Origin of the sequence: Mesorhizobium sp. UC74_2 (assembly GCF_042701485.1) — a bacterium.
In the GTDB taxonomy this organism is placed as follows: domain Bacteria; phylum Pseudomonadota; class Alphaproteobacteria; order Rhizobiales; family Rhizobiaceae; genus Mesorhizobium.
Genome location: NZ_CP170562.1, coordinates 5,411,029 through 5,436,904, shown reverse-complemented (window position 1 = coordinate 5,436,904; position 25,876 = coordinate 5,411,029). Strand labels below are relative to the sequence as shown.

General features: G+C 61.8%; 18 protein-coding genes and 2 pseudogenes. 14 read left to right on the top strand and 6 right to left on the bottom strand.

Translation table 11 applies throughout. The annotated features are described in order from the left end of the window. The first annotated feature begins 25 nt into the window (after nt 1-25). The 3 genes from ACFJIU_RS26435 to ACFJIU_RS26425 all read left to right on the top strand — a co-directional run bounded on the left by ACFJIU_RS26435 (nt 26) and on the right by ACFJIU_RS26425 (nt 8,209). The gene (locus tag ACFJIU_RS26435) at nt 26-1,648 is read left to right on the top strand and encodes an ABC transporter substrate-binding protein (RefSeq protein ID WP_379064977.1); all 1,623 of its coding nucleotides are present in this window, start codon (nt 26-28) and stop codon (nt 1,646-1,648) included. 289 nt (nt 1,649-1,937) lie between these two features. Further along, the gene (locus ACFJIU_RS26430) at nt 1,938-3,713 is read left to right on the top strand and encodes an adenylate/guanylate cyclase domain-containing protein (protein WP_379064975.1); all 1,776 of its coding nucleotides are present in this window, start codon (nt 1,938-1,940) and stop codon (nt 3,711-3,713) included. A gap of 125 nt (nt 3,714-3,838) precedes the next feature. Next, the gene (locus tag ACFJIU_RS26425; protein WP_379064973.1) at nt 3,839-8,209 is read left to right on the top strand and encodes a cytochrome P450; all 4,371 of its coding nucleotides are present in this window, start codon (nt 3,839-3,841) and stop codon (nt 8,207-8,209) included. A gap of 69 nt (nt 8,210-8,278) precedes the next feature. On the opposite strand, the gene ACFJIU_RS26420 is transcribed toward ACFJIU_RS26425, so the two are convergent. Then, complete coding sequence (locus ACFJIU_RS26420; protein ID WP_379064971.1) at nt 8,279-8,959, bottom strand: Crp/Fnr family transcriptional regulator; 681 nt, start codon at nt 8,957-8,959, stop codon at nt 8,279-8,281. A 159-nt stretch (nt 8,960-9,118) separates the two neighbouring features. Further along, nucleotides 9,119-9,820, bottom strand: a complete 702-nt coding sequence (locus tag ACFJIU_RS26415; RefSeq protein ID WP_379064969.1) for a response regulator transcription factor — start codon at nt 9,818-9,820, stop codon at nt 9,119-9,121. Nucleotides 9,821-10,329: 509 nt separating this feature from the next. On the opposite strand from ACFJIU_RS26415, the gene ACFJIU_RS26410 reads away from it, so the two are divergent. The 5 genes from ACFJIU_RS26410 (at nt 10,330) to ACFJIU_RS26390 (ending at nt 18,465) form a co-directional block, all read left to right on the top strand. Continuing rightward, a complete protein-coding gene (locus ACFJIU_RS26410; protein ID WP_379064967.1) occupies nt 10,330-11,703 on the top strand; it encodes a calcium-binding protein in 1,374 nt (457 codons plus the stop codon). 217 nt (nt 11,704-11,920) lie between these two features. Next, entirely contained in the window at nt 11,921-12,202 is a 282-nt protein-coding gene (locus ACFJIU_RS26405) for a hypothetical protein (protein WP_379064965.1), read from the top strand. A 269-nt stretch (nt 12,203-12,471) separates the two neighbouring features. Beyond that, nucleotides 12,472-15,219, top strand: a complete 2,748-nt coding sequence (locus tag ACFJIU_RS26400) for a calcium-binding protein (RefSeq protein WP_379064963.1) — start codon at nt 12,472-12,474, stop codon at nt 15,217-15,219. 24 nt (nt 15,220-15,243) lie between these two features. After that, nucleotides 15,244-17,058 carry a type I secretion system permease/ATPase gene (locus ACFJIU_RS26395; RefSeq protein WP_379064961.1) on the top strand — a complete coding sequence of 605 codons (1,815 nt, stop codon included), beginning with the start codon at nt 15,244-15,246 and terminating at the stop codon, nt 17,056-17,058. Between the two features lie 36 nt (nt 17,059-17,094). Continuing rightward, nucleotides 17,095-18,465 (top strand): HlyD family type I secretion periplasmic adaptor subunit, encoded by a 1,371-nt coding sequence (locus tag ACFJIU_RS26390; protein ID WP_379064959.1) that lies wholly within the window; start codon nt 17,095-17,097, stop codon nt 18,463-18,465. Nucleotides 18,466-18,545: 80 nt separating this feature from the next. On the opposite strand, the gene ACFJIU_RS26385 is transcribed toward ACFJIU_RS26390, so the two are convergent. Further along, nucleotides 18,546-18,671, bottom strand: a complete 126-nt coding sequence (locus ACFJIU_RS26385; protein ID WP_101938428.1) for a hypothetical protein — start codon at nt 18,669-18,671, stop codon at nt 18,546-18,548. A gap of 249 nt (nt 18,672-18,920) precedes the next feature. On the opposite strand from ACFJIU_RS26385, the gene ACFJIU_RS26380 reads away from it, so the two are divergent. Next, a complete protein-coding gene (locus ACFJIU_RS26380; protein ID WP_379064957.1) occupies nt 18,921-19,328 on the top strand; it encodes a GFA family protein in 408 nt (135 codons plus the stop codon). A gap of 24 nt (nt 19,329-19,352) precedes the next feature. Here the strand turns inward: ACFJIU_RS26380 and ACFJIU_RS26375 are convergent, their stop codons facing one another. Then, complete coding sequence (locus ACFJIU_RS26375) at nt 19,353-20,612, bottom strand: DNA recombination protein RmuC (protein ID WP_379064955.1); 1,260 nt, start codon at nt 20,610-20,612, stop codon at nt 19,353-19,355. A 102-nt stretch (nt 20,613-20,714) separates the two neighbouring features. On the opposite strand from ACFJIU_RS26375, the gene def reads away from it, so the two are divergent. The 4 genes and pseudogenes from def to truA all read left to right on the top strand — a co-directional run bounded on the left by def (nt 20,715) and on the right by truA (nt 23,465). Then, on the top strand, nt 20,715-21,245 hold the full coding sequence (def, locus tag ACFJIU_RS26370; protein WP_129412289.1) for a peptide deformylase: 531 nt from the start codon (nt 20,715-20,717) through the stop codon (nt 21,243-21,245). Nucleotides 21,246-21,259: 14 nt separating this feature from the next. Next, nucleotides 21,260-22,195, top strand: a complete 936-nt coding sequence (gene fmt, locus ACFJIU_RS26365) for a methionyl-tRNA formyltransferase (RefSeq protein ID WP_379064952.1) — start codon at nt 21,260-21,262, stop codon at nt 22,193-22,195. Beyond that, nucleotides 22,192-22,700: pseudogene (locus ACFJIU_RS26360) on the top strand (GNAT family N-acetyltransferase). The gene fmt and the pseudogene ACFJIU_RS26360 overlap by 4 nt, the downstream one beginning before the upstream one ends. Nucleotides 22,701-22,709: 9 nt before the next feature. Continuing rightward, entirely contained in the window at nt 22,710-23,465 is a 756-nt protein-coding gene (gene truA / locus ACFJIU_RS26355) for a tRNA pseudouridine(38-40) synthase TruA (protein ID WP_379064950.1), read from the top strand. A gap of 7 nt (nt 23,466-23,472) precedes the next feature. Here the strand turns inward: truA and ACFJIU_RS26350 are convergent, their stop codons facing one another. After that, nucleotides 23,473-24,048 carry an Lrp/AsnC family transcriptional regulator gene (locus ACFJIU_RS26350; protein WP_379064948.1) on the bottom strand — a complete coding sequence of 192 codons (576 nt, stop codon included), beginning with the start codon at nt 24,046-24,048 and terminating at the stop codon, nt 23,473-23,475. Between the two features lie 48 nt (nt 24,049-24,096). On the opposite strand from ACFJIU_RS26350, the gene ACFJIU_RS26345 reads away from it, so the two are divergent. After that, nucleotides 24,097-25,293 carry an MFS transporter gene (locus ACFJIU_RS26345; protein WP_379064946.1) on the top strand — a complete coding sequence of 399 codons (1,197 nt, stop codon included), beginning with the start codon at nt 24,097-24,099 and terminating at the stop codon, nt 25,291-25,293. On the opposite strand, the pseudogene ACFJIU_RS26340 reads toward ACFJIU_RS26345, so the two are convergent. After that, nucleotides 25,290-25,876, bottom strand: a pseudogene (locus ACFJIU_RS26340) (transporter). The gene ACFJIU_RS26345 and the pseudogene ACFJIU_RS26340 sit on opposite strands and share 4 nt — an antisense overlap.

The following is a 25,876-nucleotide window of genomic DNA, read 5'->3' as shown; positions in this document are numbered from 1 at the left end:
CAACAACCAGAAAAAGGGGAAGATCATGACTGTTTCACAACGCAGCCGCTCGGCTGCGCGGCTCGTCACAGGGGTCGCCGTAGCCCTCCTGTCCGGCCTCTTTGGCGGACAGGCACTGGCCAAGAGCCTCGTCTACTGCTCGGAAAGCTCACCGGAAGGGTTCGACCCGGCACTCTACTCCACCAATTCCACCTGGGATGCGTCGTCCAAGCCGATCTACAGCCGCCTGGTCGAGTTTGAACAGGGCACCACCAACGTGGTCCCTGGTCTCGCAGAAAGCTGGACGATTTCGGACGACAAGCTCGAATACACCTTCAAGCTGCGCAAAGGTGTGAAGTTCCAGACCACCGACTATTTCACGCCGAGCCGCGAGCTCACCGCCGATGACGTGATCTTCTCGCTGGATCGCCAGCGCCTGAAAGACAACCCCTGGTACGGCTACATCGCCGGCTCGAGCTGGGAGATCTTCGAAGGCATGGAGATGCAGAACCTGATCAAGGACATCTCCAGGATCGACGACAACACGCTGAAGATCGTCCTCAACCAGCCGTCCGCTTCGCTTCTGGCCATGCTGGCGATGGATTTCGGCTCGGTTCTGTCGAAGGAATATGCCGACAAGCTCCTGGCCGCGGGCACCAAGGAAAAACTGAACCAGCAGCCGATCGGCACCGGGCCTTTCCGTTTCGTCGACTATCAGCAGGATGCCGTCATCCGCTTCCAGGCAAATCCCGATTATTTCGGCGAGAAGCCGAAACTCGACGAGCTGGTCTTCGCCGTCACCGTCGATCCGACCGCACGCATCCAGCGACTGCGGGCAGGTGAATGCCAGATGGCGCCTTACCCGGCGCCGGCCGATATCGCGGAGCTCAAGGCCGATCCCAACCTGACGGTAATGGAAAAGCCGGGTCTGAACGTGGCATATCTCGCCTACAACACGCTGATGCCGCCTTTCGACAAGGCGGACGTGCGCCGCGCGCTCAACATGGCCATGAACAAGCAGGCGATCATCGACGCCATCTTCCAGGGCACGGGCCAGGTCGCCAAGAACCCTTTGCCGCCAGGCATGTGGGGCTACAACGATGCGGTGGCGGACGACAAATATGATCCGGAAGCGGCCAGGAAGATGCTGGAGACGGCTGGCGTCAAGGATCTCAAGATGAAGATCTGGGCGATGCCGGTCAGTCGCCCCTACATGCCGAACGCGCGGCGTACCGCGGAGCTGATCCAGGCGGATTTCGCCAAGGTGGGGGTCACGGTCGAGATCGTGTCCTATGAGTGGGGCGAGTATGTGAAGCGCGCCCGCGACAAGGACCGCGATGGTGCCATCATCCTTGGCGCGACCAGCGACAATGGCGATCCCGACAATCTGATCAGCTACTTCTTCGCCTGTTCGGGTGTCGGCGGTGCCAATTTCGCCAACTGGTGCTACCAGCCGGTCGAAGACCTGATGCAGAAGGCGCGCATCACCTCCGACCAGTCGGAACGTACCAGGATGTATCACGAGCTTCAGGTCCTGTTCAAAGAACAGGCGCCCTGGGCCACACTCGACCATTCGACCGTATCGCTGCCGATGTCGAAGAAGATAACGGGCTACGTCATGGACCCGCTCGGTTCGCACCGTTTCGAAAGCGTCGATATCGCCGAATAGGTCCTGCACGCTCCGTGGCGGTTTCGCTGCGGAGCGTTTCATCTATCGGCATATTGCAGTTAGATGCCGACCTCGGTCAAAATTGCACGGCAAGTCAGTAGTTGTTTGTACTCTAATGATTTGCGGGTGTCCAAATCCGTGCTAGCGTCCTCTTGGCTTTGCCCAGGTGGGGACAATGGCGAAGTACTTCAAATCGTTCTGCGATTCAAAGTATCTGCCATCGGCCTTGAGACCGCCGGTTCAGGCTTGTGTCGGCTTGAGGGCTAACGAGGTTTTGAGATCAACATGAATGGTTGATCAGCAGGCGATCCGGCAGCTTTCCACCATCTGCGCCATCGACGCAGTCGGCTTCTCGCGCCTGATGAACGAAAATCAGGAAACCGCCGTCAGGATCTTCCATGAACGGCGAAACCTGATAGCTGAAACGGTCGGTGAATTTGGTGGCCGTATCTTCGGGGCGGCGGGCGACAGCCTGATGGCGGAGTTCGGCAGCCCTGTCGAGGCGCTGCGCGCCGTGCTGGAAGCTCAGCTTCGGCTCGACAAACTCAATGCAAGCGAGGCGGAAAACCTGCGCATGCCGTTCCGCATCGGCGTCGCGACGGGTGTGGTCATCCAGAGCGAAGATGGGACTTTCGGCGACTGCGTGAACATATCGGCACGGTTGCAGGAGTTCTCGCCGCCGGGCGGTGTCGCGATAACAGGCACAACGCACGAACATATCAGCGGCAGGTTTTCGGTCGAATTCACCGATCTCGGCCCGATGCAGCTCAAGAACATCGCCTTGCCGGTCAGGATCCTGGTTACCGCGCCTGCCTCAGCCCAGACGAAGTCTCTCGCATTCGCCGCGGTTCGCTCGTCCATCGTGCAGCCCGTCAACACCGATTCCAGGGATCATCAGCCGGCCATCGCGGTGTTGCCCTTTCAGAACAGCAGTCCCGACCGATCGACGGACTATCTGGCGGACGGCATCGTCGACGACATCATCCACGGGCTTGCGGCGACACGATCGCTTCCGGTCATCGCGCGCGATTCCAGCTTCCAGTTCCGCGATCAGTGGCTGGGAACCGCAGCGATCGGCAATCTTCTTGGCGCGCGCTATCTGGTGACGGGCTCGGTTGCCAGCTTCGACAAGCACATCCGGTTGAGTGCGTCGCTCACCGACAGCAGCAACAGCCGTGTGGTCTGGTCCGGCCGGTTCGAGCGCGGCCTTGAGGAACTCATCCAGCTCCAGGACGATCTCGGTGGAGAAATCGTGTCCACCCTTGAGCGAGAGGTCGATCGGGTCGAACAGGTGCGTACCTTCCAGATTCCGTGGGAGCGGCTGCAAACCTGGCAACTTGTGCGCCGTGGCCGCTGGCATATGCAACGGCGCACGCGCGCCGACATGGATGCGGCCCTCAAGCTGTTCCAGCAGGCCTATGACGAAGACCCCAATTCGGGCACGGTGCTCAGCGAACTGGCCTGGTGGTATCTCTGGCGCGGCTGGCTCAACCGCGGCGAGCCCGATGATCTTGCCCGGGTTGCCGAGTTGTCGCAGCGGGCCTTGCTGGTGGACAGTCAGGATGCCCGTCCATATGCGTTTCTGGGCTCCATCGAAGTGCTGCGGCGACGCCCGCTTGTTGCGCAGGATTTCCTGCAGCAGGCGCTTCACTACAACCCGAGTTTTGTGTTGGCCTACCAGGCCATGGGCAGTGCCCGGCTCATGGCGTCGCGTCCGCAGGAGGCGATCACCGTTCTGAAGCGGGCTGATCGCTTGTCGCCTTTCGAGAACTATCGCTTTCACACGCTGGGTGAGCTGGCAGCGGCGTACACGCTGCTGGAGGATTGGCCGGCTGTCATAACAACCGCCGAGCGTTCGCTGTCTTTTGCCCAGGACTATTTCTATCCGCGATTTCTCAAGATCGGCGCGCTTGTGCGCAGCGGGCAAGTCGCGGAGGCTCGTGCCGAGCGCGTTCTGTTCGAGGCTAGGCATCCGCGATTCAGCCGTAGCTGGATCGATTGGATCCCGTTCGCGGACGGCTCCATCAACCAGCGGCTGCTGGACAATTTCGACGCGGCCGGCTGAGCCAGGCCAAGGCTCGAGTTTATGCCGCTCCGCCAGGCAGCAATGTGAAGCGGATCACTTACCCGGTGAAGGCCGGTTCATAGCATAGCCTGCACGTCTTTGCGTTTTCCGGGGGGATCGTCGGAATGGGCTTCTCGACCAAATATTATGAAGGAGTTCTCAAGGGCCAGGCCAGCCTGCCTCTTGGCAGTGAAACACCGCCGTTCGACTTCGAGCGCAAGCGCAAGACGACCCTTGTGGGACGCGCCATCGGCTGGTTCCTGGAAACCCCGGATTGGTGGCTCCGAATCCTGCGCAGTCTCCTTCCACGCTTCCGCGTGGGCAAGGTCGTGTTCCTGCTGGGCTTCGAGGATGTCCGCGAAGTCCTCGAGCGTGAATCGGAATTCGAAACGCCTTATGGCCCCGAGTTGCGCGAGTTTTCAGGAGGTCTCGATTTCCTGCTCAGTCTGAAGGACGGCAAGCTTTATCGCACGCAAAAGTCCGTGGTCCTCAGCGCGTTTCCACCCAGCGAGGTCGAGGAGCGGGTGCGGGACATAGCGGCCACGCATTCGCAGGAGATCGTGCGTCATGCCGGCGAGAAATTCGACGCGGCCACCGAATTGATGCGCGTTGTGCCGATACGTATCTGCCGGGAGTATTACGGCCTGGATATCGAGGACGATCGGCAATTCGGCGACTGGGCCATCTCCATAAACCATATCCTGTTCGGGGATTGGAACGCGGACCCCGTCACGCGCGAACTGGCCGTGGCGGCGGCCAAGAACATGTTCGCGGCGGTCGACCGCTCCATCGACATCGCCCAGGCGGCGATCGACCGCGGAGAGGTGGTCGACAATCCGCTCGGGCGGCTCATCCATATGTCGAAAGACGGCGGCCAGGTTGCTGGCCGGCAGGAGGTGCGCGCGATCATGATCGGCATGGTCGTCGGGTTTGCGCCGACGAACCTGCTTGGGGGCACCAATTGCCTCGATGCCGTTCTGAGCCGGCCGGAGATCTTCGGCTGCATCAAGAAGGCTGTCGACGAAGAGGACAACGCACGCCTGGACAAGGCGGTGCTCGAGGCCATGCGCTTCAAGCCGCATTGGATCTGGCCCTGGCGCTACACGCGCGAGGAGAAGACGATCGGCGTCGGCCGATCGCGCCCGTACAGGATTCCGGCCAACGTGTCGGTTCTGCCCTTCACGCGCTCGGCCATGTTTGATGCGTCGGTCGTCCGCGACCCCTGGACGTTCAATCCTGACCGCAGCTTGAGCGAGAACATGGTTTTCGGGGTCGGCATTCATCGCTGCATCGGTGCCGCGATCGCCAGCGTTCAGGTTGCCGAGGCCTTCCGTGCCTTATTCGAAAGGCCAGGCTTTCGACGGGCTCGCGGCAAGGAGGGCAAGCTCACGCGCATCGGTCCCTATCCGGACAGGCTGATGGTGGAGTTCGATGCGCCGGCCGAGAACCGTCTTGTCGAACAGGCGCTGGTCACCGTGTGCGTGCCGGTGCGCGCCGGGGCCGATGCGAAACAGCTCCAGAAGGAAGTCGATCTCCTCGGCAATCCTGCAGCTGAGGCAATCCGAACGGCTCTGAACGAGACCGGCATCATCCACTTTGCCAGTCTCGCGGCCATTTCGACAAGCGATGCCGGAAAAAAGACCGGGGATGGCTTCCATCTCGTGCTCGAACTGTCGGGCGACGGCAGCAAACGCGCGGTGATCGAGGCATTTGTCGCCGCGACGAAGACGCAACTGCAACCGATATTCGAGCGTTTTGCGGCCGATTCGCTCAAAGGCCCGCTGGAAACCTTTCTGCTCAAACATGCGATCGATGTGTCGCCGCAGTTCGGCGAAATGTCGGGGCTGGTGTTCGCTGGCACGCCGGGACATTCCGTTGCGCGCATCAAGGCCGAGCAGTTGCTGGCGAACAGGCTTGCGGAGCTTGTCGAACAACAGACCCTGCTCGCCCCGCCATCCACGGCGGTGATATCGGACAGCTCCTCGGCCGGAGAGATATTGAAGGACGTGCGCAAGGAGCTGGAGAAAGAAGAGCATTTCGACTGGGCGTTCTCGCCCGCGCAAAGTCTTCTGGAAAAGCCGGGCGGCACGCTTCTGTCGGCTACAGTGCACAGCATCTTCAACCTGCGCACCGCAATACCGCTGGTCGTCCTGGTCGGGGTTTTCACCTGGCTGACCTACTACCTGCAATTCGACAAAGGCGTGCATTGGTTCCGCACCGTGGCGCGCCTTGGCGATTCCTTCATCCTGGCCGTCGGCGGACTGATCCTGGCGATGGGGATGCTGCTCTTGGTCGTGGCCTTGCGGTTGCGGCATATCGAGCAACGCGAGGAGATCAGCACCGCTGGAATAAAGCTCGACAATTTGGCGAAGCTTCAGGAGCGCGAGGACAAGGAAGGATACGTCCAGAACCACATGACCGCCGTCTCCGTCATCAAGCCGGGATGGTGGTTGAAACCTGGAGTGCTTCGGCGGGTCCTGCTGCGGTTTTCGTTCTACGTCATTTCAATCGCTGCCCGGCGCGCATACAGGCCAGGGTATCTCGCCGACATAAATACGATCCATTTCGCGCGCTGGGTCAGGATTCCACGCACCGACCGCCTCGTTTTCTTCAGCAATTATGGCGGCAGCTGGGAAAGCTACCTGGAGGATTTCGTCACCAAGGCCTCCGCCGGCCTGACCGGCATCTGGAGCAACACCCGAGGTTTTCCCAGGACACGTTTTCTGTTCCTGGACGGTAGTCGAGATGGCGACCGCTTCAAGCGCTGGGCTCGCGCCGAGCAGATTCCGACTTCTTTCTGGTATTCGGCCTATCCGGAGCTGAACACCACGATAATCCGTAAGAACTCGCGCATCAGGCAGGGCTTCCATGCCGCGCGCGCGAGCCAGGCACGCGACTGGCTGAGCCTGTTCACTTCGTTGCCTCGGCAGGATGGCATCAAACCGTCGCTGACCCGGGCGCTTCTGAACCAGGCCAGTGAGACGTCGGTAGAGAGCCTGGAAAGCGGCGAAATACAGTCCCTCATATTCGGACCGCTCGGCAATCTCGAACATGCCGTCATGCTTGCGTTCGAAGTCGGTGACGGGAGTTCTGTAGCGCAACGACAGGAGGTGCTGGCGCATCTTTTGAAACACACGAGTTTCGGCGACAGCAAACCGCCGTCGCGTGCGATGTTCTGTGTCTTTGGCCCTCAGGGCCTGACCAAGCTGGGCTTCGCCGGCAATCCAGACAGCGATGCACTCGGCAGTTTTCCGCCGACCTTCAGGCAAGGCATGGCGAATGACTATCGTAGCCGCATCCTTGACGATCAGGGCGACAGCGCACCTGAAAACTGGTCGTGGGGTTCCAAGACGACACCCGTCGATCTCGCCATGATCTGCTATGCCGCCGACAAGGCAAAGCTGGATGGAATGGTGCTGGACATAGGCAAGCTTGCCAACAGAACCGGGCTGATATCAAGGGCAGTCGTTCCACTCATGATCGACCGCAGCAGCGCCAGATGTCCGGTGAAACATGTCGCGGAGGGTGATGAGGAGAAACGCCCGGCGCGGGAGCATTTCGGTTTCGTCGACGGTGTATCCCAGCCGGTGATCAAGGGCACACGGCGCCGGCGCAACCACAATTCAAGCCCCATTCACCAGATCGCTGCAGGCGAATTCCTGTTCGGCTATCGGGATGAGCACGGTTTCTACCCGCCCAGCCCGACGACACCCGCGGAGTTTGACGCAGAGGGGCGCCTGCTGGCGATCGACGCGGACGGCCAACCGGTCGACGGCCGGGCCGCCACGCATGATTTTGGCCGCAACGGTTCGTTCGTCGTCATCCGCCAGCTCGAGCAGCATGTAGGGCGTTTCAACGACTACTGCCGCGAGGAGGCCGCCAATCTGCGTGGCAGCGGCACGTATGATTTCGAAGCCGTGGATGAAGAGTGGATCGGTGCCCGCATTGTCGGGCGATGGAAAAACGGCTCGTCGTTGACCAGGAATCCGGATGGACCCGGGCGCGAACTCGACAATGAGTTCACCTACGGCGCCGAAGATCCGCAGGGACTGCATTGCCCCCTTGGGGCCCATATCAGGCGTTCCAACCCCCGTGATTCCCTCGGCACCGACATCGACACCCAACTGCGCATCTCGAAGCGGCATCGTATCCTGCGAGCGGGTCGGAGCTACGTTCTCGACCGCAACGGCAAGACGGAGAAAGGGCTGCTGTTCATCTGCTTCAATGCGAGCTTCGAACGGCAATATGAATTCATCCAGCAGACCTGGATGTCGGCGCAGAATTTCCACGGCTTGCGCGGTGAAAAGGACCCGCTGATCGGCAGGCAGCCCGGCGATGCAGAGGCGCCGAGGGGACGCTTTACCATCCCGCGATGGGAAGGGGCGGTGGAACTGACGACCCTGCCGTCGTTCATAACGACGCGCGGCGGAGGCTATTTCTTCATGCCGAGCCGTGCAGCGTTGCAGTTCCTGCACTGGCGTCTGGCCACCAGCTGAGTGCGTGCCCGATGATCAAGGATTGAGATCGGGGCCTCTGATCGGCAAGCCTGGCCGATCAGAGGCAACTTACTCGGAACTGACGCGTCGCAGGCGGGCCGGATCATTGACTTTGACGTGACCACGTTTTGTCGCGATCAGGCCGCGGCCACGCCAGTCGTTGAGAAGTTTGTTGACGGATTCCCGCGTCGCCCCCAGCGTCTGCGCGAGTTCCGATTGTGAGATGGCGATCCAGCCCGCGGCATCGGAAAGCAGTTCGCTAAGATGCAGCAGCCGCTTGGCGAGCCTGGCCTCGATGGCGAGGAAGGTATGGTCGCCGAGCTCTTCGCTGATCCACCTCAGTCGCTTGCACAGCAGTTCGATGATGGCTCGACCCAGCAAAGGGTCCCGCTCGATGCGGTCAAGCACCTGCTTGCGCGTCAGGGACACGATGGAGCATTCCGACCTGCAGATGGCTGTCGCTGTCCTGCGGCCACCGTCCAGCACCCCGATTTCGCCAATGAGGCTCGGCGGGAATTGCAGGTTGGCGACAAGTTTGTCGCCTTCGGCTGAGAAGATCGAAATCTCGACCGAGCCGGCGAGCAGACCGTAGACACGGTCGGATGGATCGTCCTGGAGAAAAAGCAGTCGACCCGCGGGGTATTTTTCCGGCTTGGCGTCGCCGAACATCCGGTCCAGCAGGTCGCGGTCATAGTGGGCGAACTTCGCCAGTGTGTGTTTAGGTTCCTGATCCAGACTGGTCATCAACATCGGTGCCCCCAACGTGATCTCAGTTCAAGTGAGATTCTGCTTTTGTTTGTTCTGAACTTCGTTTGCTGCCTTGTCCGTGGGAAAGTCTACGCGCGGCAGCGCGGCTTGGATAGCGGACGGGAAGCGGATTTGTTTCTTGCCGGCGCGCTGCCAAGCCGTCTAGGCAAGGGCCGGCTCCGGCCCACCCGTGGCATGATCCCCTTTCATCAGAGCCATGATGGCTACCTGGGTGCGGTTTGTCGCCCCAAGCTTGCTCATGATCTGCCGAACATGAACCTTGACGGTCGATTCCTGCATGTCGAGCTCGCGCGCGATAAGCTTGTTGGATTTGCCCGAGCGGAGGCGGTCGAGAACCTGGTTCTGCCTGGGTGTCAGGCCGCTGCCCGTCGCTGCGCCCGAATGATGGCGAGCACGGTCTCTGCCGTCTGCGATCTCCAACAGGGCTTCGCGAGGGAAGTACGCGCCGCCATTCATGATGAAGGCAAGTGCCTGGTGCACCACGGCCAGCGGCGTGGTGGTCGAAATGAAAGCCTGGAAGCCGAAGCTCACGGCGCCCACAGCCTCTTCCGCTTCCGTCCGGTCCGAAAGAATGGCGCAGGGTGTTGTCGGGAACTGCTCCCGCACACTCCGCAGGACCGCCCGCGTCTGCAGATCATGCAACGATGAGCCGCCGATATTCAGGACGATAAGTGAAACGATATTGCCTGGTTGAGAATAGAAACCGATGTTTTCCGGCTCTATCGCATGGGCCGATTTGCCGAGAGGGCTGACCCATTCGTTGATCAAGGTCGTAATGCCGGCGCATCTCAGCGCCAGAGTATCAACTACCAGCACAACCGCCTTTTGTGCATCCCCAGTCATTTAAGTCTCCTCGGTTTGTGGGCGCTTGCCTGTGCGCCACCGGAACCCTCTTTCCGATCCGTTTCATATCGAGCGTTTCCGTGGAAATCGGAAAAGCTCTAACTCATTGTTTGTGCAATTCCTGACGCAAAAACGCTGCGCGCTTTTGCTGGAATTACTCCAGTCGTATCGCAATGAGGACACCTCCGATGTGAGGCGCTTCACATGCATCGGGCCGCTATCGAAAGCGCCTGCCGTGAATGCCGGACGAGCCGCCGAATTCCCTTGGACTTCCAAGGCTTACCCTGTCGACCAAGGTACAGAACCCGCCTTAGGTGCACCATCCGCTCCAACGGTGCTCAGCCGGAAGGCGTAGGTCTGCAATCAAGGCGATCAGCGCTATGAAGCCGTTTCCGGCACCTCCTTGCAGACTATGCTTGTCGCGCAATGGAGGAGTTTGCCATGGGCACGTCGAATTCAAGCAAAGGCCACCAGCACGGCTGTGGCAACCATCCGCCCAGGCCGTGCAGGTGCGCACGGTGACGGCGCAAAGTGCAATCGGCGTTTCCGCACAGGCAAGCGCGGATGCCTTCGGTCAAGCGACGTTTTCCAACACGCAGGTCCATCTGACCACCATCGACCGTGGACTCGCTTCGTTTGCCATCGCAGCGGTCGGAGCACAGGCGGCCGCGCGGGCCTATGGCGATCAATCGCCATTCGCCATGGCGTCGGCGATGGTCGCGATGACCGACGCCGATGTTTCGGTTACCAACAGCAGGACGGTCACCGGTTCCGACTCACACGGAATGAGCCAGCAGACGGTCGTTTCGGCGATCGGTGCGAGCTTTGCGTTCGAAACGGGCCTCGCTCCTGCCCATCAGGCCCATGACGCTGCCGTCGAGAGTTGCCGTTCCGGCATAGGGTCGCTGCAGGGCAATCTGGCAACTTTTGATGCGAATGTGATCGCACATGGCGAGAACAGCTTTGTCGACCTCCAGGCCGATGCCGTTGCTTTGGACGATCAATATTCCTCGAGCGTCGTTTCGGCCACGTCGGCTGTCGACAGCCAGGTTGTCTACACAGAGTATGTTGGCACCAGATGGGACGATAACATCGTAACGGGCAATGGCGACTCGCTTGTCCGTGGAGATCGTGGTGACGACACCATACGTGCCGGCGGTGGTGATGATTGGCTTTTTGGCGGCAATGGCGACGACCGCATCAGTGGTGGTGGCGGCAACGACACGGCCCTTGGCGGCGATGGCCGCGACAATCTCGGTGGCGGCGATGGTGACGATTGGCTGTTTGGTGGTGATGGCAAGGACACCCTTTCAGGTGACGCCGGCAACGACCTGATCGTCGGCGGTGATGGCAACGATCTGATCACAGGCGGCAGCGGCGACGATCTGCTCGACGGAGGCGATGGCCGTGACGACATTTCGGGCGGCGCCGGCAACGATGTCTTCCGGCTAGGCTCCTCTTCCGGCGACGGCGACGATTTGATGAGGGGAGGCGCGGGGGGCGACACCTATCTCATCACCGGAACGTTCGACGACGATACCATCGTCGATTTTTCGGTCAGTGGCGGTGACCGGCTTGCCATCGACGATCTCGATGTGTTGATCGCCGCCGGTTCGCGGACGATTTCGATGGAACGCGACCGAGGCGATCGGGATGACCTTGTCGTGACGCTACGCCTGGATGGGGAGCGTTCGACGCTCACCTTGGACGAATTCTTCGCCAACAATCCCGAATTTGGCGCGATGCCAATGCGAGGAGCGTTCAGCGCGCAGCAAACGGCCACGATCATGCATGCCATAGCCGCGGATGCCGATACCAATCCGGCGTTGACGGATGCGCAACTCACCTTTCAGCTGGGGGACCTTCTGGCCGTCTTTGGCTGAATAGCTGAAACTTGAAACTTTTGGCATCCACCCTCTGAGGGTGGATGCTTTTTGTTTTTCAGTTTATATCACATTCGCTTTGATGTATCTAAAGTATTACTCTGCAAGATAGAGAATTTACGTCACTTGAATATTTGATGATGTCGGGGATTAGTTCTAGGATTTGAATGTGCCGGACATTAATTCCGGACATAATCAAAGCGACAAGGAGAGTGAAATGACTTTTTACTGTGATCCTTCCGACGTGAATCTGGACGCCTCGTACGATTTCGATTCCAACATCGATATCGACTTCGACCTGTATTCGGATATCGACAGCAACCTCGACGTCAATCACGACATCGACGTCTGCGTCGACATCAACGGCAACGAAGCCACGTTTGCGATCGACGTCCAGGCCTATGGCCATGACACTGCAACCGACCTCAATCTCGTCGTTGCGGTTCAGGAAAACGAGTGGTCGAGCATCACGGCAACCGGCTACGCGGCTGCCGGCTGATGACCTTCGCAGTCGACTGCGGCGCATCCTCCCATCGCTGCAGCCCGACCGAAAAAGGCTCCGCTTCGCGCGGGGCCTTTTTTCTATAGGCTAGGTCGGTGGTTGGATCCGAGAGGAGCCACTTGATCCTACCAAAGACGTCGTCGTCTACGCCTGAAGTGTAACTCCACCTAAGCGTTGTGCCGCCGCCGCCGCATCGCCGCTAAGCTCCAGTTGGGTGCCCTTGCAGAAATCCTGTCTAGGCAAAGGGCAGACGGAGAGAGGCTCAGATGCGCAAGATATCGATATCCCGTCAGATCGGCAGCCAGAAGATCACCGCTGCGGCCAACGAGGCAGTATCTGCACCTGCGTCCTCGACAGCAGCCTCCAACCCCCGCATATCGGCGGGACTGGCTGCATTGGCGGCGGATCCCTTCGTGCTGATCCAGCTCTCCAACAACGCGGACAATTTCACCCAGCCGGCGGATGGGAGCTATCGCATCGAAGGGCTGGGTGGCAGTGACGTCATCACCGTAGCGGCTGCCTCTCTCGGCGGCGACCATCTGGATGGCGGAGCCGGCAACGACACGCTGAACGCCGCCGCCACCGACGATGTGCTCGATGGCGGCGACGGCAACGACATTCTCAACGGCGGTGCCGGCAACGACCTGCTGCGCGGTGGTGCCGGCGCGGACACGCTGAACGGTGGTGACGGCATCGATACGGCCGATTATTCAACCTCGAGCCTGAAGGTGATGGTGGGGTTGCCCATGGATCCGCAGCGTACCGCGCGTGGTTCCGGCGGAGATGCCGCGCTGGATGTGCTGAGCGGAATCGAAAACATCACCGGTTCGGCGTTCCACGACACGTTGACCGGCAACAAGCTCGACAACCAGCTGATCGGCAATGCCGGCGACGATTTGCTGCGCGGGATGGACGGCAACGATGTTCTGATCGGTGACGGCGCCAATGACGCCAACCAGGATGGCATTGCCGACGACATTGACGGCGACGGAATTCCGGATGGGATCGATGCCCCCGGCGGCGGCAATGACACGCTCGACGGCGGCTTCGGCGACGATCGCCTCTTCGGCGGAAGCGGCAATGACACGCTCATCGGCGGCTTCGGCGATGACACGCTTTATGGTGGCCCAGGCGATGATCTGCTGACCGGCGGTGACGGCGATGACTTCATGGATGGCGGCAGCGGCAATGACGAGCTGATCGGCAGCCTCCGCGACGATGTCATGCATGGCGGCGAAGGCGATGATTTCCTGACCGCGTCGATCGGCGACGACCAGCTGTTCGGCGAAGCTGGCGACGATGATCTGCAGGCCGGCGACGGCAACGATCTGGTCGACGGCGGCGCTGGCAATGACCGGCTGGTCGGATCTTCCGGCGACGACCGTCTTCTCGGCGGGGTTGGCAACGACATACTGCAGGGCGACGCTGGTGCTGACTACATGGATGGCGGCGCGGGTGTCGATACCGTGGACTATTCGCAGGGCGGTGCCGTCGGCATCAACCTTGCGACAGGTTCCGTCAGTGGAGCTGCGGCGGGCGACCAGCTGATCGGCATCGAGAACATCGTCGGCTCCGGACAGAACGACATCCTGGTCGGCGACGCCAATCCCAACACCTTTGCCGGCAACGGTGGCGCCGACACCTTGATTGGCCAGGGCGGCGTCGACACGGCCGACTATTCCACTTCGGCAGCGGCGATAACGATCCATCTCAACACCACCGTCGCCGATCCCCTGGCAGTCGGCACAGGCGCCGGTGGCGATGCCGAAGGCGATCAGCTGCAATTGATCGAGCGCATCATCGGTTCGGCCTTTGACGACATGCTGGTGGGTGGCGAACTGAACGACATCTTTGTCGGAGGCGCGGGTGCCGATCGCATCGATGGCGGCATGGGTACCAATGACACCGCTGAGTATTCGACTTCATCGGCGGCCGTATCGGTCAACCTCGCCGGCGCGACGGCGGCCGGTGGCGATGCGGCAGGCGATATCCTGAGCGGCATCGAAAACCTGATTGGCTCATCCTTCGACGACACTCTCATTGGCGACGGCTTGACCAATCGCCTCGATGGCGGCGCCGGCAACGATTTCCTTCGCGGCGGCGCCAATGCCGGCACCGAATTCCTTATCGGTGGTGATGGCGTCGACACTGCCGACTACTCGACGTCCGCGGCGGCGGTTCGCGCCGTTCTCTCCGACAGTCTGACATCCGGCGTGCTGTCGAGTGGTGGCGATGCGCAAAACGACGTGCTTGTCGCGGTGGAGAACATCATAGGTTCGGCATTCAATGACGAACTCATTGGCGCCTCGGGTGCAAATCGCCTCGAGGGAGGTATGGGCAACGATATCCTCAATGGCGGCGATGGGGCCGATGTGCTAGGTGGAGGAGACGGTATTGATACGGCTTCTTATTCAAGCTCCACGGCGGGTGTCTTCGTGCAACTCGATAACACTGGTGCGGCGATTGGCATTGGTGGCCATGCGCAAGGCGACCAGCTGAGCGGCATCGAAAACCTGACCGGGTCGAATTTCAGCGACCTGCTCATCGGCAATGCGCTGACCAACACGCTTGTAGGCGGCGGCGGCAACGACCGGCTGATCAGCGGCGGCGGTAATGACCAGATGCGCGGCGGCAGCGGCGCCGACATTCTCTCGATCACAGGTACGGGCACCAAGACCGTCTTCGGCGACGGTGTTTCCGACGGCGGTTTGGCGGGCCAGGACACATTCCGGGTGCTGGGTGGCACAAACAATCTGATCTTCGACTATCAGGCGGGCGAAGATGTCTTTATCCGCTCAAACCCGGGTTCCGTCTCGGCGTCCTTGGCGTCACTCACGGTCAGCGGCCTCGCCTACTGGGTCGCGCGGGTCGCCAGCACCGCGCCTGGCATGGAGAGCTCGACCTTCGTCGTGCTCGGCGAGCGCACGACCACAAATCCGGATGCCGCCATAACCAACGCGTTCAGCAGCTTCGTTTCGCACGACCTGTTCGTCGATCCCGCGCTTCTGGCCTGAGTGAACTGAAAACGGAGGGATGGGATGGCAATCGCCGGTTCACGAGCCCGCAAGGCAAGAAAGACGGAACTCGACGATGCGATGGGGCAAGTGAAGTCCGCAATGATCATCGTTGCGGTCTTCAGTCTTGCCATCAACCTGCTGATGCTGGCTTCGCCTATCTACATGCTGCAGGTCTACGACCGCGTCCTGGTCACCGGCCATCTGGAAACGCTGGTGCTGCTGACGATCATGGCCGGCGTAGCGCTGCTCGTGCTTGGCCTGCTCGACATGCTGCGCAACATCATCATGGCGCGCGCTGCAAACTGGCTGAGCGATCGCCTGGGTCCCGTCATCATTGCCGGCAGCGTCCGCGCGCGCCTGCTTGGCGATCAGGCCGGCACCCAGCCGCTGCGTGATCTTGGCCAGGTGCAGTCATTCCTGTCGTCGCAGGCCTCGACCGCACTGTTCGACCTCCCATGGACACCGGTCTTCCTGTTGCTGATCTGGCTGCTGCACCCGGCGCTCGGTGCTTTCGCGCTCGCCGCGACGATCCTTCTCGTCCTGCTGGGCGTTCTCAACGAGATGGTGACACGTAAATCGGCCCTCGTCGCGAGCACCTCGCAGATCCAGGCTCTCCAGCACGCCGACATGACGATCCGCAACGCGGAAGTGGTCCGCGCGATGGGGATGCTGCCAGGCCTGCTTGATCGCTTCCGTGTCAGCAACGATGCCTTTCTCGGCGCCTCCGATGTGGCTTCGCAACGCGGCGCAACCATCGTCGGCATCACGAAGTTCGTGCGGTTGTTCGTCCAGTCGGCAACGCTTGGCCTCGGCGCCTATCTGCTGCTGCAGGGCGCCGCCACGGGCGGCGTCATGATTGCGTCGTCGATCCTGCTCGGTCGCGCCCTGGCACCTGTCGAGCACCTGATGGCGATCTGGCGCAATCTCGGTCAGACGCGTATCGCCTATGCAAGGCTGACGGAGCGCTTGCAGAATGTCAGCGCAGAGCCCTACCGCATCCGCCTGCCGCAGCCGGAGGGGCGCATCACGCTTGAGAACGTCTCCTACCTTGTCCAGCCCGGGCGGCCCGCCATCATCGACAATCTGAGCGTCGCGTTCCAGCCCGGCGAGGCCGTTGCGATCATCGGCCCGTCGGCCAGTGGCAAGAGCACCTTGTGCCGCCTGATCGCCGGCATCGTTTTGCCAACGTCCGGAACCGTGCGCCTCGACGGCACCGATGTCCAGCACTGGAACAACGAGCAGCTCGGCGAGGCAATGGGATACCTGCCGCAGGATGTCGAGCTGTTTTCCGGCAGCGTGCGCGACAACATTTCGCGCATGGCCAAAGCCGAGGACCAGGCGGTAATCGATGCAGCCAGGCTGTCGCATGCCCATGACATGATCCAGCGCCTGCCGCAGGGTTACGAGACGCCGATCGGCGATTCAGGTTCGCGCCTGTCAGGTGGCCAGCGTCAACGCGTCGGTCTTGCCCGCGCCGTGTTTGGATCTCCGAGGATCGTCGTGCTCGACGAGCCAAATGCAAATCTGGATCAGGTGGGTGAATCCGCTCTGGCGGCCGCGATCGCCGAGTTGAAAGCACAGGGGAGGACCTTGATCATCGTTGGCCATCGTCCGTCGACGCTTGCCCAGGCCGACAAGGTGCTTTTCCTGCGCGATGGCCGCCTGCACCTGTTCGGGCCGCGCGACGAGGTTCTGGTCCGCTTGCGCTCCATCGCCAAGGAGGGAGAGCGCGCGCCGCTGCATGTGATCAGGGCCGAAACGCAGGCCGAGGAAGACACGGATTCCAAACCGCAGACGAGTGGGCCATCTGAGTCTCAGGTCGAACAGATCGCTTGAGATGGGTGTGTGAGATGCTTCCAGGGGGAGAGTGGGATGGCAGAACTTCAGCCCGGTAAGTCGCAGGCGCTCGTCCGGAGTTCGCCGAATGTCATCGACGCCAGGGTCGAGCCGCCCAGATTGCAGGAGGTTGTCCGAATGCCTGTTCGCTACGGGATGGCTCTCGCCTATCTGTTCATCATCGGCGGTATTGCCTGGTCGGCCTTGGCGCCGATGGCGGAGGGAGCGACAGCGACCGGCATTGTCAGTCCCGATGGGAGCCGGCGTACCGTTCAACATCTAGAGGGTGGCATCATCAAGGAGTTGAGGATACGCGACGGCGATCTGGTTCGTGCGGGCGATCCGCTGGTCACCTTGCAAAGCACGCAGGCGGCGGCCCTCTATGACCTCTATCTGGAGCAGGCTCGAACGCTGCAGGCGACACAGGCGCGCCTGAGCGCTGAGCAGGAGGACAAAAGCGAGATCAATTTTCCACCAGACCTTCTGGCCAGCGCCGATGAGCGGGCCAGAAAGATCATCGCCGGCCAGACCCTGCTGTTCAACCAGCGTCGTTCCTCGCTCGAGGCGCAATTGCAGATCCTCGATGTTCGCAAGCGCCAGTTCGAAGAGCAGTTGTTGGGTCTGCGGGCGCAGGTGGTCAGCGTCGACGCGCAGCTTGCGCTGACCGAACAGGAACACAGCGTCAAGAAGAGCCTGGTCGACAAGGCACTGCTGGCTCGCTCCGAGACACTGAAGCTGGAGCGGTCAAAGGCGGCGCTGGACGGTGATCGCGGCAGCTTCATGGGTCAGATCGCCGAAGTGGAGCAGAAGATCGGTGAACTGGACACCCAGAGCATGTCGCTGAGAGCCACACAGTCGGCCGATATCGCCGATCAGCTGGAGAAGGCGAGGGCAGGTTACATCGATGCGGCTGAACGGCTGAATGCCAGCAAGGATGTACTCGACCGCACCGTCATCACCGCGCCGGTCACCGGCAAGATAGCCAACCTCAAGTTCAAGACCTCTGGCGGTGTGATCGGGCCGGGCCAGGCCATCCTCGACATCGTGCCGACCAATGAGGAACTGTTGATCGACGCGCGGGTATCGCCCAGCGACATCGATGTCGTGGCCGCGGGCCTTCAGGCGACCGTTCACCTGACGGCCTATTCCAGTCGCGGCATGCCGCGTGTCACCGGGACGGTCAAATCGGTGTCTGCCGACAGGGTGACCGACGAAACAACCGGCCAGTCCTATTATCTTGCCAGGGTCGAGGTGCCGCAAAGTGAACTGGAAGCGTTGGACGATGGCATCGTCATGATGCCTGGCATGCCCGCCGAAGTGCTGATCGTGACGGGAAAGCGGACGGTTCTTGCCTATCTGATGGAACCGTTCATGGCCGCATTCCGGCGCGGGCTGCGCGAGGTGTAGGGCACGTTTCCCGGAACACCGGACTTACAGCCGGCGCGACAGGCGCCGGCTGCGAAGCGCTGGTTGCGTGCCAGCTGGCCTCACTTGTCCTTGATGCGCGTTGCCTGCACGGGCGTTGCCTTTATCGCCGGTGCGGCTGCGGGCTTCTTGGCGTCTTTCTTGGGTTTGCGGGCTTCCTTGCCCGGTCTCATCGAACCTTTAGCCATGATTCGCTCCTCCGTTGGGACAGGAACCAATGAAACAACAGATCTTGCAAAGAGCAAGGCACCCGCCAAAGCATGATCCCAAAAAGTCGCAGGCTGTTCGAACCAGGATCATGCGGCAAAACAAGGGGATGAGCGGAATGCCGGGTCGTCTGGCCGCATTCCGCTCCAACACTGATGAGGCCAGTTGCAAACAGCCATTGCCCGGCTGCTCTGCAGCGCTAGATTGCCTGAAACATCGGGAGAAAAACCATGAAGATCGACGGTAGCTGCCATTGCGGCGCGATTGCCTATGAAGCGGAGGTCGATCCCGGCACAGCCTCGATCTGCCACTGCGCTGACTGCCAGCAGCTTACCGGCACGGCTTTTCGCCTCACGGTTCCGGCGCCGGAAGCGCAGTTCCGGCTCATCAAGGGCGAGCCCAAAATCTATGTGAAGACCGGCAGCAGCGGCGCCAGGCGCCTGCAGGCCTTCTGTGGGGAGTGCGGTTCACACCTTTACGTCGTCGGCGCTGGCGATGGCCCGAAGATCTACGGCATCAGGATCGGCACCACCCGACAGCGGCAGGATCTCGTGCCGCGATCGGAAAAATGGCACGGATCGGCGCTGCGCTGGCTGCCGCATTTCGAGAGCGTAGAGACGACGATCGAGGCGCAATGAGCGCCGGCATGCGGCCAGGAACGATCAGGCGTCGTCGGGATCGACCACGCGGAGCCTGAGCTGCCCGGTCTTGGAGTCTGCGCTCCGTGGCGCGGACCCGTTTTTGGCTTGCCCGGCCGCCGTTTCGTCGGCGCTTTCCGTTCCCCCGAATTCCAGCGCCTCGATCTTCTGGCCGCGCTTGGTGACCTTGGAAGAGGAAACGAGGATATCGTCGATATCCTTCGAGGCCTGGCCAAAATGGGTCTGCAGCTTGCGGACCCTTTCATCGAGGCGCGAGACGTCCTCCATCAGCCGGATCACTTCGCCCTGGATCAGGTGAGCCTGTTCGCGCATGCGCGCATCCTTCAGGATCGCCTGGATGACCTGGATCGACAGCATCAGCAGTGACGGCGAGACGATGACGACGCGGGCGCGATGGGCACGCTGCACCAGCGCCTCGAAATTTTCGTGGATCTCGGCGAACACCGATTCCGAGGGCACGAACATGAATGCGGTATCCTGGGTCTCGCCCTGGATAAGATATTTCTCGGCGATGTCGCGGATGTGCACCTCGATATCGCGCCGGAACGCCTGCGCTGCCACCTTCTGCAGCTCGGGGCTTTCGGCGGCGCGGATGGCGTTCCAGGCCTCGAGCGGAAACTTGGCGTCGACCACCAGCGATGGCGCGGCGTTCGGCATTTTCACCAGGCAATCCGGCCGGCTGCCATTGGTAAGTGTTGCCTGGAATTCGTACGAGCCGTGCGGCAGTCCGTCGGCAACGATCGCCTCCATGCGAGATTGACCGAAGGCGCCGCGCGTCTGCTTGTTGGAGAGGATCGCCTGCAACTGCACCACCTGTCCGGCAAGTGACTGGATATTGCCTTGCGCGGTGTCGATCACGGCCAGTCGCTCCTGCAGCCTCGCAAGGCTTTCATGCGTCGACTTCGTCTGCTCGGTCATCGTCTGACCGATACGGCCGGTCATCGCGTCGAGCCTCTGGCCGATTGACTGCGTCAGTTCGGCCTGGCGCGCGCCGAATACCTCCGCCAGAGCCCCCATGCGGCCCTGCATTTCGGCCTGGCTTTGCAGGATGCCGGCCATGCGGGCTTCGGCGTCACGGGCGTGATCTGCCGCTTCGGCCGCGGCGATGCTGCGCGCCTTGGCAGCGCGCCACAAGGCGACGATCAGCGCCAGGAACAGGACAAGGACGAGAAACACGACGAAACCCAGCACCTGGCCCAGCGTGACTGTGGTCGCACCGAGCCGGGCTACAGGTTCGGAAAGGATGGAACTGAGGTCGTTCATCCGACCAGCATAAACGATTCTTGCGACAGGAGAAGATCAAACCATGAACATGCTGACGGCAGTGCGGTTGACGCTTTCCCTGCAAGGTTTTAGGTGAGCGATATGTCGATCAAGCCGCTCATCATTCTTCCCGATCCCGTCCTGCGCCAGGTTTCGAAGCCGGTCGAGCGCATCGACGAACCGTTGCTCAAGCTGGCCGATGACATGCTGGAGACAATGTACGACGCTCCGGGCATCGGTCTGGCCGCGATCCAGATCGGGGAGCCTCTACGCATGCTGGTGATCGATCTCGCCAAGGAAGGCGAGCCGCCTGCTCCGCATGTCTTCATCAATCCGGACGTTCTCGAAAGCGGTTCCGAGCGCTCGGTCTATGAGGAAGGTTGCCTGTCCATCCCCGACTATTATGCCGAGGTCGAGCGGCCGGCCACCGTCCGGGTCCGTTACCTGGATCGCGACGGCCGCCTGCAGGAGATCGAAGCCGATGGGCTGATGGCCACCTGCCTGCAGCACGAGATCGATCACCTGAACGGTGTGCTGTTCATCGACCACATCTCGAAGCTGAAGCGCGATATGGTGGTCAAGAAATTCAAGAAGCTTGCCCGCGACAAGGCGCCGAGCCGCCTGGTGGGCTGACCCGGGACACATTCATGGCGCTTCGCGTGGTCTTCATGGGCACGCCTGATTTTTCGGTCGCGACGTTGCGTGCGCTGGCCGGGGCCGGGCATGACATTGTTGCCGTCTATACCCAGCCACCGCGTGCCGCCGGCCGGCGCGGCCTGGAATTGACGCCTTCGCCGGTGCAGCGTGAGGCTGAGCGGCTCGGCATAGCCGTGCATACGCCAGTCTCGCTGAAGGATGAGGCCGAACAGGTCGCGTTTCGGGCTCTGGACGCCGATGTTGCCGTTGTTGTCGCTTATGGTCTGCTGCTGCCAAAGCCCGTCCTCGATGCGCCGCGCCTTGGCTGCCTCAACGGTCACGCCTCGCTTTTGCCACGTTGGCGTGGTGCAGCACCGATCCAGCGTGCCATCATGGCCGGCGATGCCGAAACCGGCATGATGGTCATGAAGATGGAACAGGGGCTGGATACCGGTCCGGTCGGATTGGTTGAAAAACTGGCGATCGATCCCGATATGACGGCCGGCGAACTGCATGACCGACTGATGGTGGCGGGCGCCGGACTGATGGTCGAGGCCTTGTCACGGCTGGAGGCGGGCACGTTGAGCTTTGTGGAACAGGCCGCCAAGGGCGTGACCTATGCCGCGAAGATCGATAAGACGGAGACCCGGATCGACTGGACCCGTCCCGCGGATGTGGTCCACAATCATGTTCGCGGCATTTCGCCTTTCCCCGGCGGATGGTGCGAGGCCACGATCGGCGGCCGTGTCGAACGACTGAAGTTGCTTCGTTCGACTGTAGTCGATGGCATGGGGGAACCGGGAGGAATTCTCGACGACCGGCTGACGGTCGCCTGTGGGTCAGGCGCGGTCAGGCTGGTCGAGGTGCAGCGTGCGGGTGGCAAGCCCGTTACCGCACAGGAGTTCCTGCGCGGCGCAAAGTTGGAAGAAGGAATGAAACTGTCATGAGCATGATGTCGATACGCGCGGCGACGCCGCGGGATCGCGAGGCGATCCGCCTCGTTGAAGAACATGCTTTCGGCCAGCAGACCGAAGCTGGTCTCGTCGATGCGATTGTCACCGAAGGCGATGCCGTCCTGGAACTGGTTGCTGAAGAAGAGGGCCAGGTTGTCGGCCATATCCTGTTCTCGCGCCTCTATGTCGAGAACGGTGGCAGGCAGTTCCCTGCGGTGGCGCTTGCGCCGCTTGCGGTCGAGCCGGATTTCCACGGCACGGGCATCGGTGGCGCGCTGGTGCGCGAGGCTCACATCCGCCTCAAGGATGCCGGCGAAAACCTGTCAATCGTGCTGGGCGATCCAGCCTACTATGGCCGTTTCGGCTACAGCCACGAGCGTGCAGCCGGTTTCGCCAGCGAGTATCAGGGCGAAGCGCTGCAGGCCCAGGCCTGGGCGAGGCGCCTCAGAACGGTGAGCTGGTCTACGCTTCGGCTTTCGGCACCGCGCTGGCGGCATAGCGTCCGGACGTGCCCCGCTATCGCCTCGACATCGAGTATGACGGCGGGCCTTATTCCGGCTGGCAGCGGCAGGCTGCGGGCCAGCATTCGGTGCAGGCCGCGATCGAACAGGCGATAGAGCGTTTCTGCGGCGATGCCATCTCCATCCGGGGGGCTGGCCGCACGGATGCCGGCGTGCACGCCACGGCCCAGGTCGCGCATGCGGATCTCAGCAAGGAGTGGCCGGCCGATACCGTGCGCGACGCCGTCAACGCCTACATGCAGCGCGCTGGCGAACGGGTCACCGTATTAAGCGCGGCGGCCGTGCCGGGTGATTTCGATGCGCGTTTCTCGGCCGTCGGCCGGCATTATCTATACCGCATCGCCAACCGTCGCGCGCCTCCGGCGCTGGATATGGGCAAGGTGTGGTGGGTGCCGAAGCGGCTCGATGCCGAAGCCATGCACGAGGCGGCGAAGGTTCTGCTCGGCCGGCACGATTTCACCACCTTTCGTTCCACGCAATGCCAGGCCAACAGTCCTTTGCGCACGCTGGAGCGGCTCGATGTCACGCGGCAGGGCGAGGCGATCGAAGTCCGCACCTCGGCGCGCTCTTTCCTGCACAATCAGGTCCGCTCCATGGTCGGCTCGCTGAAGCGCGTCGGCGAAGGCGCATGGACCGCCGCCGATCTCAAGGCTGCGCTGGAAGCGCGTGACCGCGCGGCTTGCGGTCAGGTCGCTCCACCCGACGGTCTGTTCCTCACCGGCGTCGACTATCCCGCATCCTGATCTTCGCCTACTCGCTCCTGGTCGTCGCATCGATGCTGCGCCGGTGCTCGATCGGTTGCGCCATGTGGCTCGGCATTGGCCAGACTTTGGTCGAGCCGGGCTGCACCGGTCGTTCCAGATAGGTCGACAAGACCACGTAGCTGCGTGTGGTCATGACACCCGGCGTGTCATACAGCCTGGCCAGCAATCCCTCCAGCGCGCGCGTGTCCCTGGCGCGAACCTTCAGCAACATGCAGGCATCCCCGGCGACCGAGTGGATCTCTTCCACTTCCGGATAGGCGGAAATCGCCATCAGCTCGGGGGTCTTGCCCCAGCCGCGCGTGTCGACGTGGACGAAGGCGAGCAATGGCTTGTTGACGGCCACCGGATCGATCAGCACCGAAGTGCTGCGGATCGCGCGGCTGCGGCGCAACCGCTTCACGCGCTCATGCGCGGCGGGTGCCGAAAGCCCGGCCTTCTCGCCGAGTTCGGCATAGCTGACGGTGGCATCCTCGCAGAGGGCGCCTAATAGCTTTCTGTCCATCTCGTCCAGCTCCCGTTCCGGAACACTGTTTTGCTGAACGTGATCTGTTTCTTGCCTCATTGTGGAAATTCCCCTTGTTACGGAATGTCATTCCGCCATCATGCGGCAATGACGAAGACGGATCAATCATCTCCCTTGTTTGCTGAACCCGCTGACCGGTTGCCGGCTGTCGCCTATGTGCTGACCGTCTGCATCGCGGTCATCGGGTCCAACTCGCTGGTGCTTGGGCCGATCGCGCCGGAGGTGGCGCGGACACTGGGCTCGAGTGTTGCGCTGGTCATGTCGGCATCGGCTGCCTTCGGGCTGGGCACGGCTGCGAGCGCACTTCTGATGGCGCGCCATGTCGACAGATTAGGTGCCAGACGCATGCTGCTGTGGGCGCTGCTCGGACTGGCGGCGGCACTGGGCTTGAGCGCGCTCTCACCCGCCGTGCCGGCACTGGCCGGCGCGCAACTGATGGCTGGTGTCGCCTCCGGCATCGCCTTGCCGGCAATCTACGCCAGCGCTGCCGCGGTGGCGCCGCCCGGGCGCGAGAGCCGCACCATCGGCCTGGTTCTGACCGGCTGGACGTTGAGCATGGTCGCCGGCGTTTCGCTGTCGGCCGTGGTGGCCGACTATGTTCACTGGCGCGCCGTCTATGCGGTCGTGGCAATGCTTGCCCTCATCGCGTCGCTCACCTTGAAGGTCAGTCGCTACCGCGATGTGCCTGCGACCGGTCCGGCACCGCAGCCGCTCGCCGCGCTGCGCATCGTCGGCGTCAAGCCGCTGCTCATCGCCTGCGCGGCGTTCATGAGTGCCTTCTATGGGATCTACGGCTATCTGGGCGATCATCTGCACAGTGGCCTCGGCGAGCCGGTCAGCGCCAATGGCATCGTCGCGCTGGTCTACGGCATCGGTTTCGGCGCGGCAGCTCTTCTTGACGGCATCGTCGACCGGTTGGGCTCTCGGCGTGTCATGCCGTTCGCTTTCCTGGCCGTAGGGGCCGTCTATCTCGGTTTCGCACTGGCAGGGGGCAGCTTCGTTGCGGTGCTGGGGCTCACCTTCCTGTGGGGGCTCACCAACCACTTCGGCTTGAATGTGCTGATCATGCGGCTCGCGGCGATCGATCCTTCGCGTCGCGGCACCATCATGGGCCTCAACAGCGCCGTCACCTATCTCGCGGTGTTTGCAGGAACGACCGGCTTCGGTCCGCTCTACGCGACATGGGGTTTTGCTTTCGCATCCGCGACGGCGCTCTGCCTCATGCTCATCGCCGCAGCGGCCGGGAGCTGGCGATCGCGGGATCGGGTTGGATTGCCCGGCTAGTCCACAAACATCGACACGCCCACCAGCCACTGCAGCGCGAACAGCACGATCAGCGCGGTGACGAACATACCGGCAAACACCGCGGTGGCCATCGCCGCTCCTTTGGCGATCGCCTGGTTGGTCATGCGCCAGCTAAACACCAGAGAGACAAGAAGAGTGCAAGCGAGACAAGGCCGCTTGCCTGTTCGGCGGCCGGGAAAAGCAGCCGCATGAGTGCGCCCGGCAGCATCAGCCAGGCGATGATGGCGGAAGCCCAGTTGCTGGCCACCACATAATGCACGAAACGTCCGCCAAGTCCGACCCGGGGCGCAATGATCGCCAGCGCCAGCACGGGCAGGATCCAGGTGCCGATGTCGACGAAAGCCAATCGCAACAGCAATTCAAATCGGCTCGCGGCGGTCTCGCCTGTGTTGGCGATGCCGACCCAGCCGACGATCATGGCGGGCGCCGCGACGGCGATGGCAACAAAGGAATTCCAGAATCCGTCCACCGAGAGGTCGAGCAGGCGCAGCCCGTCGGCCTTGCCCAGCATCATGCGCCAGGCTCCGTTCAGCGACGATTGGATTTCATCGGCTGAAAGCAT

Bases quoted from the DNA above. Each gene is read 5' to 3' on its own strand.
- ACFJIU_RS26435 (WP_379064977.1), top strand. From the start codon at position 26: ATGACTGTTTCACAACGCAGCCGCTCGGCTGCGCGGCTCGTCACAGGG.
- ACFJIU_RS26430 (WP_379064975.1), top strand. From the start codon at position 1,938: ATGGTTGATCAGCAGGCGATCCGGCAGCTTTCCACCATCTGCGCCATC.
- ACFJIU_RS26425 (WP_379064973.1), top strand. From the start codon at position 3,839: ATGGGCTTCTCGACCAAATATTATGAAGGAGTTCTCAAGGGCCAGGCC.
- ACFJIU_RS26420 (WP_379064971.1), bottom strand. From the start codon at position 8,959: ATGTTGATGACCAGTCTGGATCAGGAACCTAAACACACACTGGCGAAG.
- ACFJIU_RS26415 (WP_379064969.1), bottom strand. From the start codon at position 9,820: ATGACTGGGGATGCACAAAAGGCGGTTGTGCTGGTAGTTGATACTCTG.
- ACFJIU_RS26405 (WP_379064965.1), top strand. From the start codon at position 11,921: ATGACTTTTTACTGTGATCCTTCCGACGTGAATCTGGACGCCTCGTAC.
- ACFJIU_RS26400 (WP_379064963.1), top strand. From the start codon at position 12,472: ATGCGCAAGATATCGATATCCCGTCAGATCGGCAGCCAGAAGATCACC.
- ACFJIU_RS26395 (WP_379064961.1), top strand. From the start codon at position 15,244: ATGGCAATCGCCGGTTCACGAGCCCGCAAGGCAAGAAAGACGGAACTC.
- ACFJIU_RS26390 (WP_379064959.1), top strand. From the start codon at position 17,095: ATGGCAGAACTTCAGCCCGGTAAGTCGCAGGCGCTCGTCCGGAGTTCG.
- ACFJIU_RS26385 (WP_101938428.1), bottom strand. From the start codon at position 18,671: ATGGCTAAAGGTTCGATGAGACCGGGCAAGGAAGCCCGCAAACCCAAG.
- ACFJIU_RS26380 (WP_379064957.1), top strand. From the start codon at position 18,921: ATGAAGATCGACGGTAGCTGCCATTGCGGCGCGATTGCCTATGAAGCG.
- ACFJIU_RS26375 (WP_379064955.1), bottom strand. From the start codon at position 20,612: ATGAACGACCTCAGTTCCATCCTTTCCGAACCTGTAGCCCGGCTCGGT.
- def (WP_129412289.1), top strand. From the start codon at position 20,715: ATGTCGATCAAGCCGCTCATCATTCTTCCCGATCCCGTCCTGCGCCAG.
- fmt (WP_379064952.1), top strand. From the start codon at position 21,260: ATGGCGCTTCGCGTGGTCTTCATGGGCACGCCTGATTTTTCGGTCGCG.
- ACFJIU_RS26350 (WP_379064948.1), bottom strand. From the start codon at position 24,048: ATGAGGCAAGAAACAGATCACGTTCAGCAAAACAGTGTTCCGGAACGG.
- ACFJIU_RS26345 (WP_379064946.1), top strand. From the start codon at position 24,097: ATGACGAAGACGGATCAATCATCTCCCTTGTTTGCTGAACCCGCTGAC.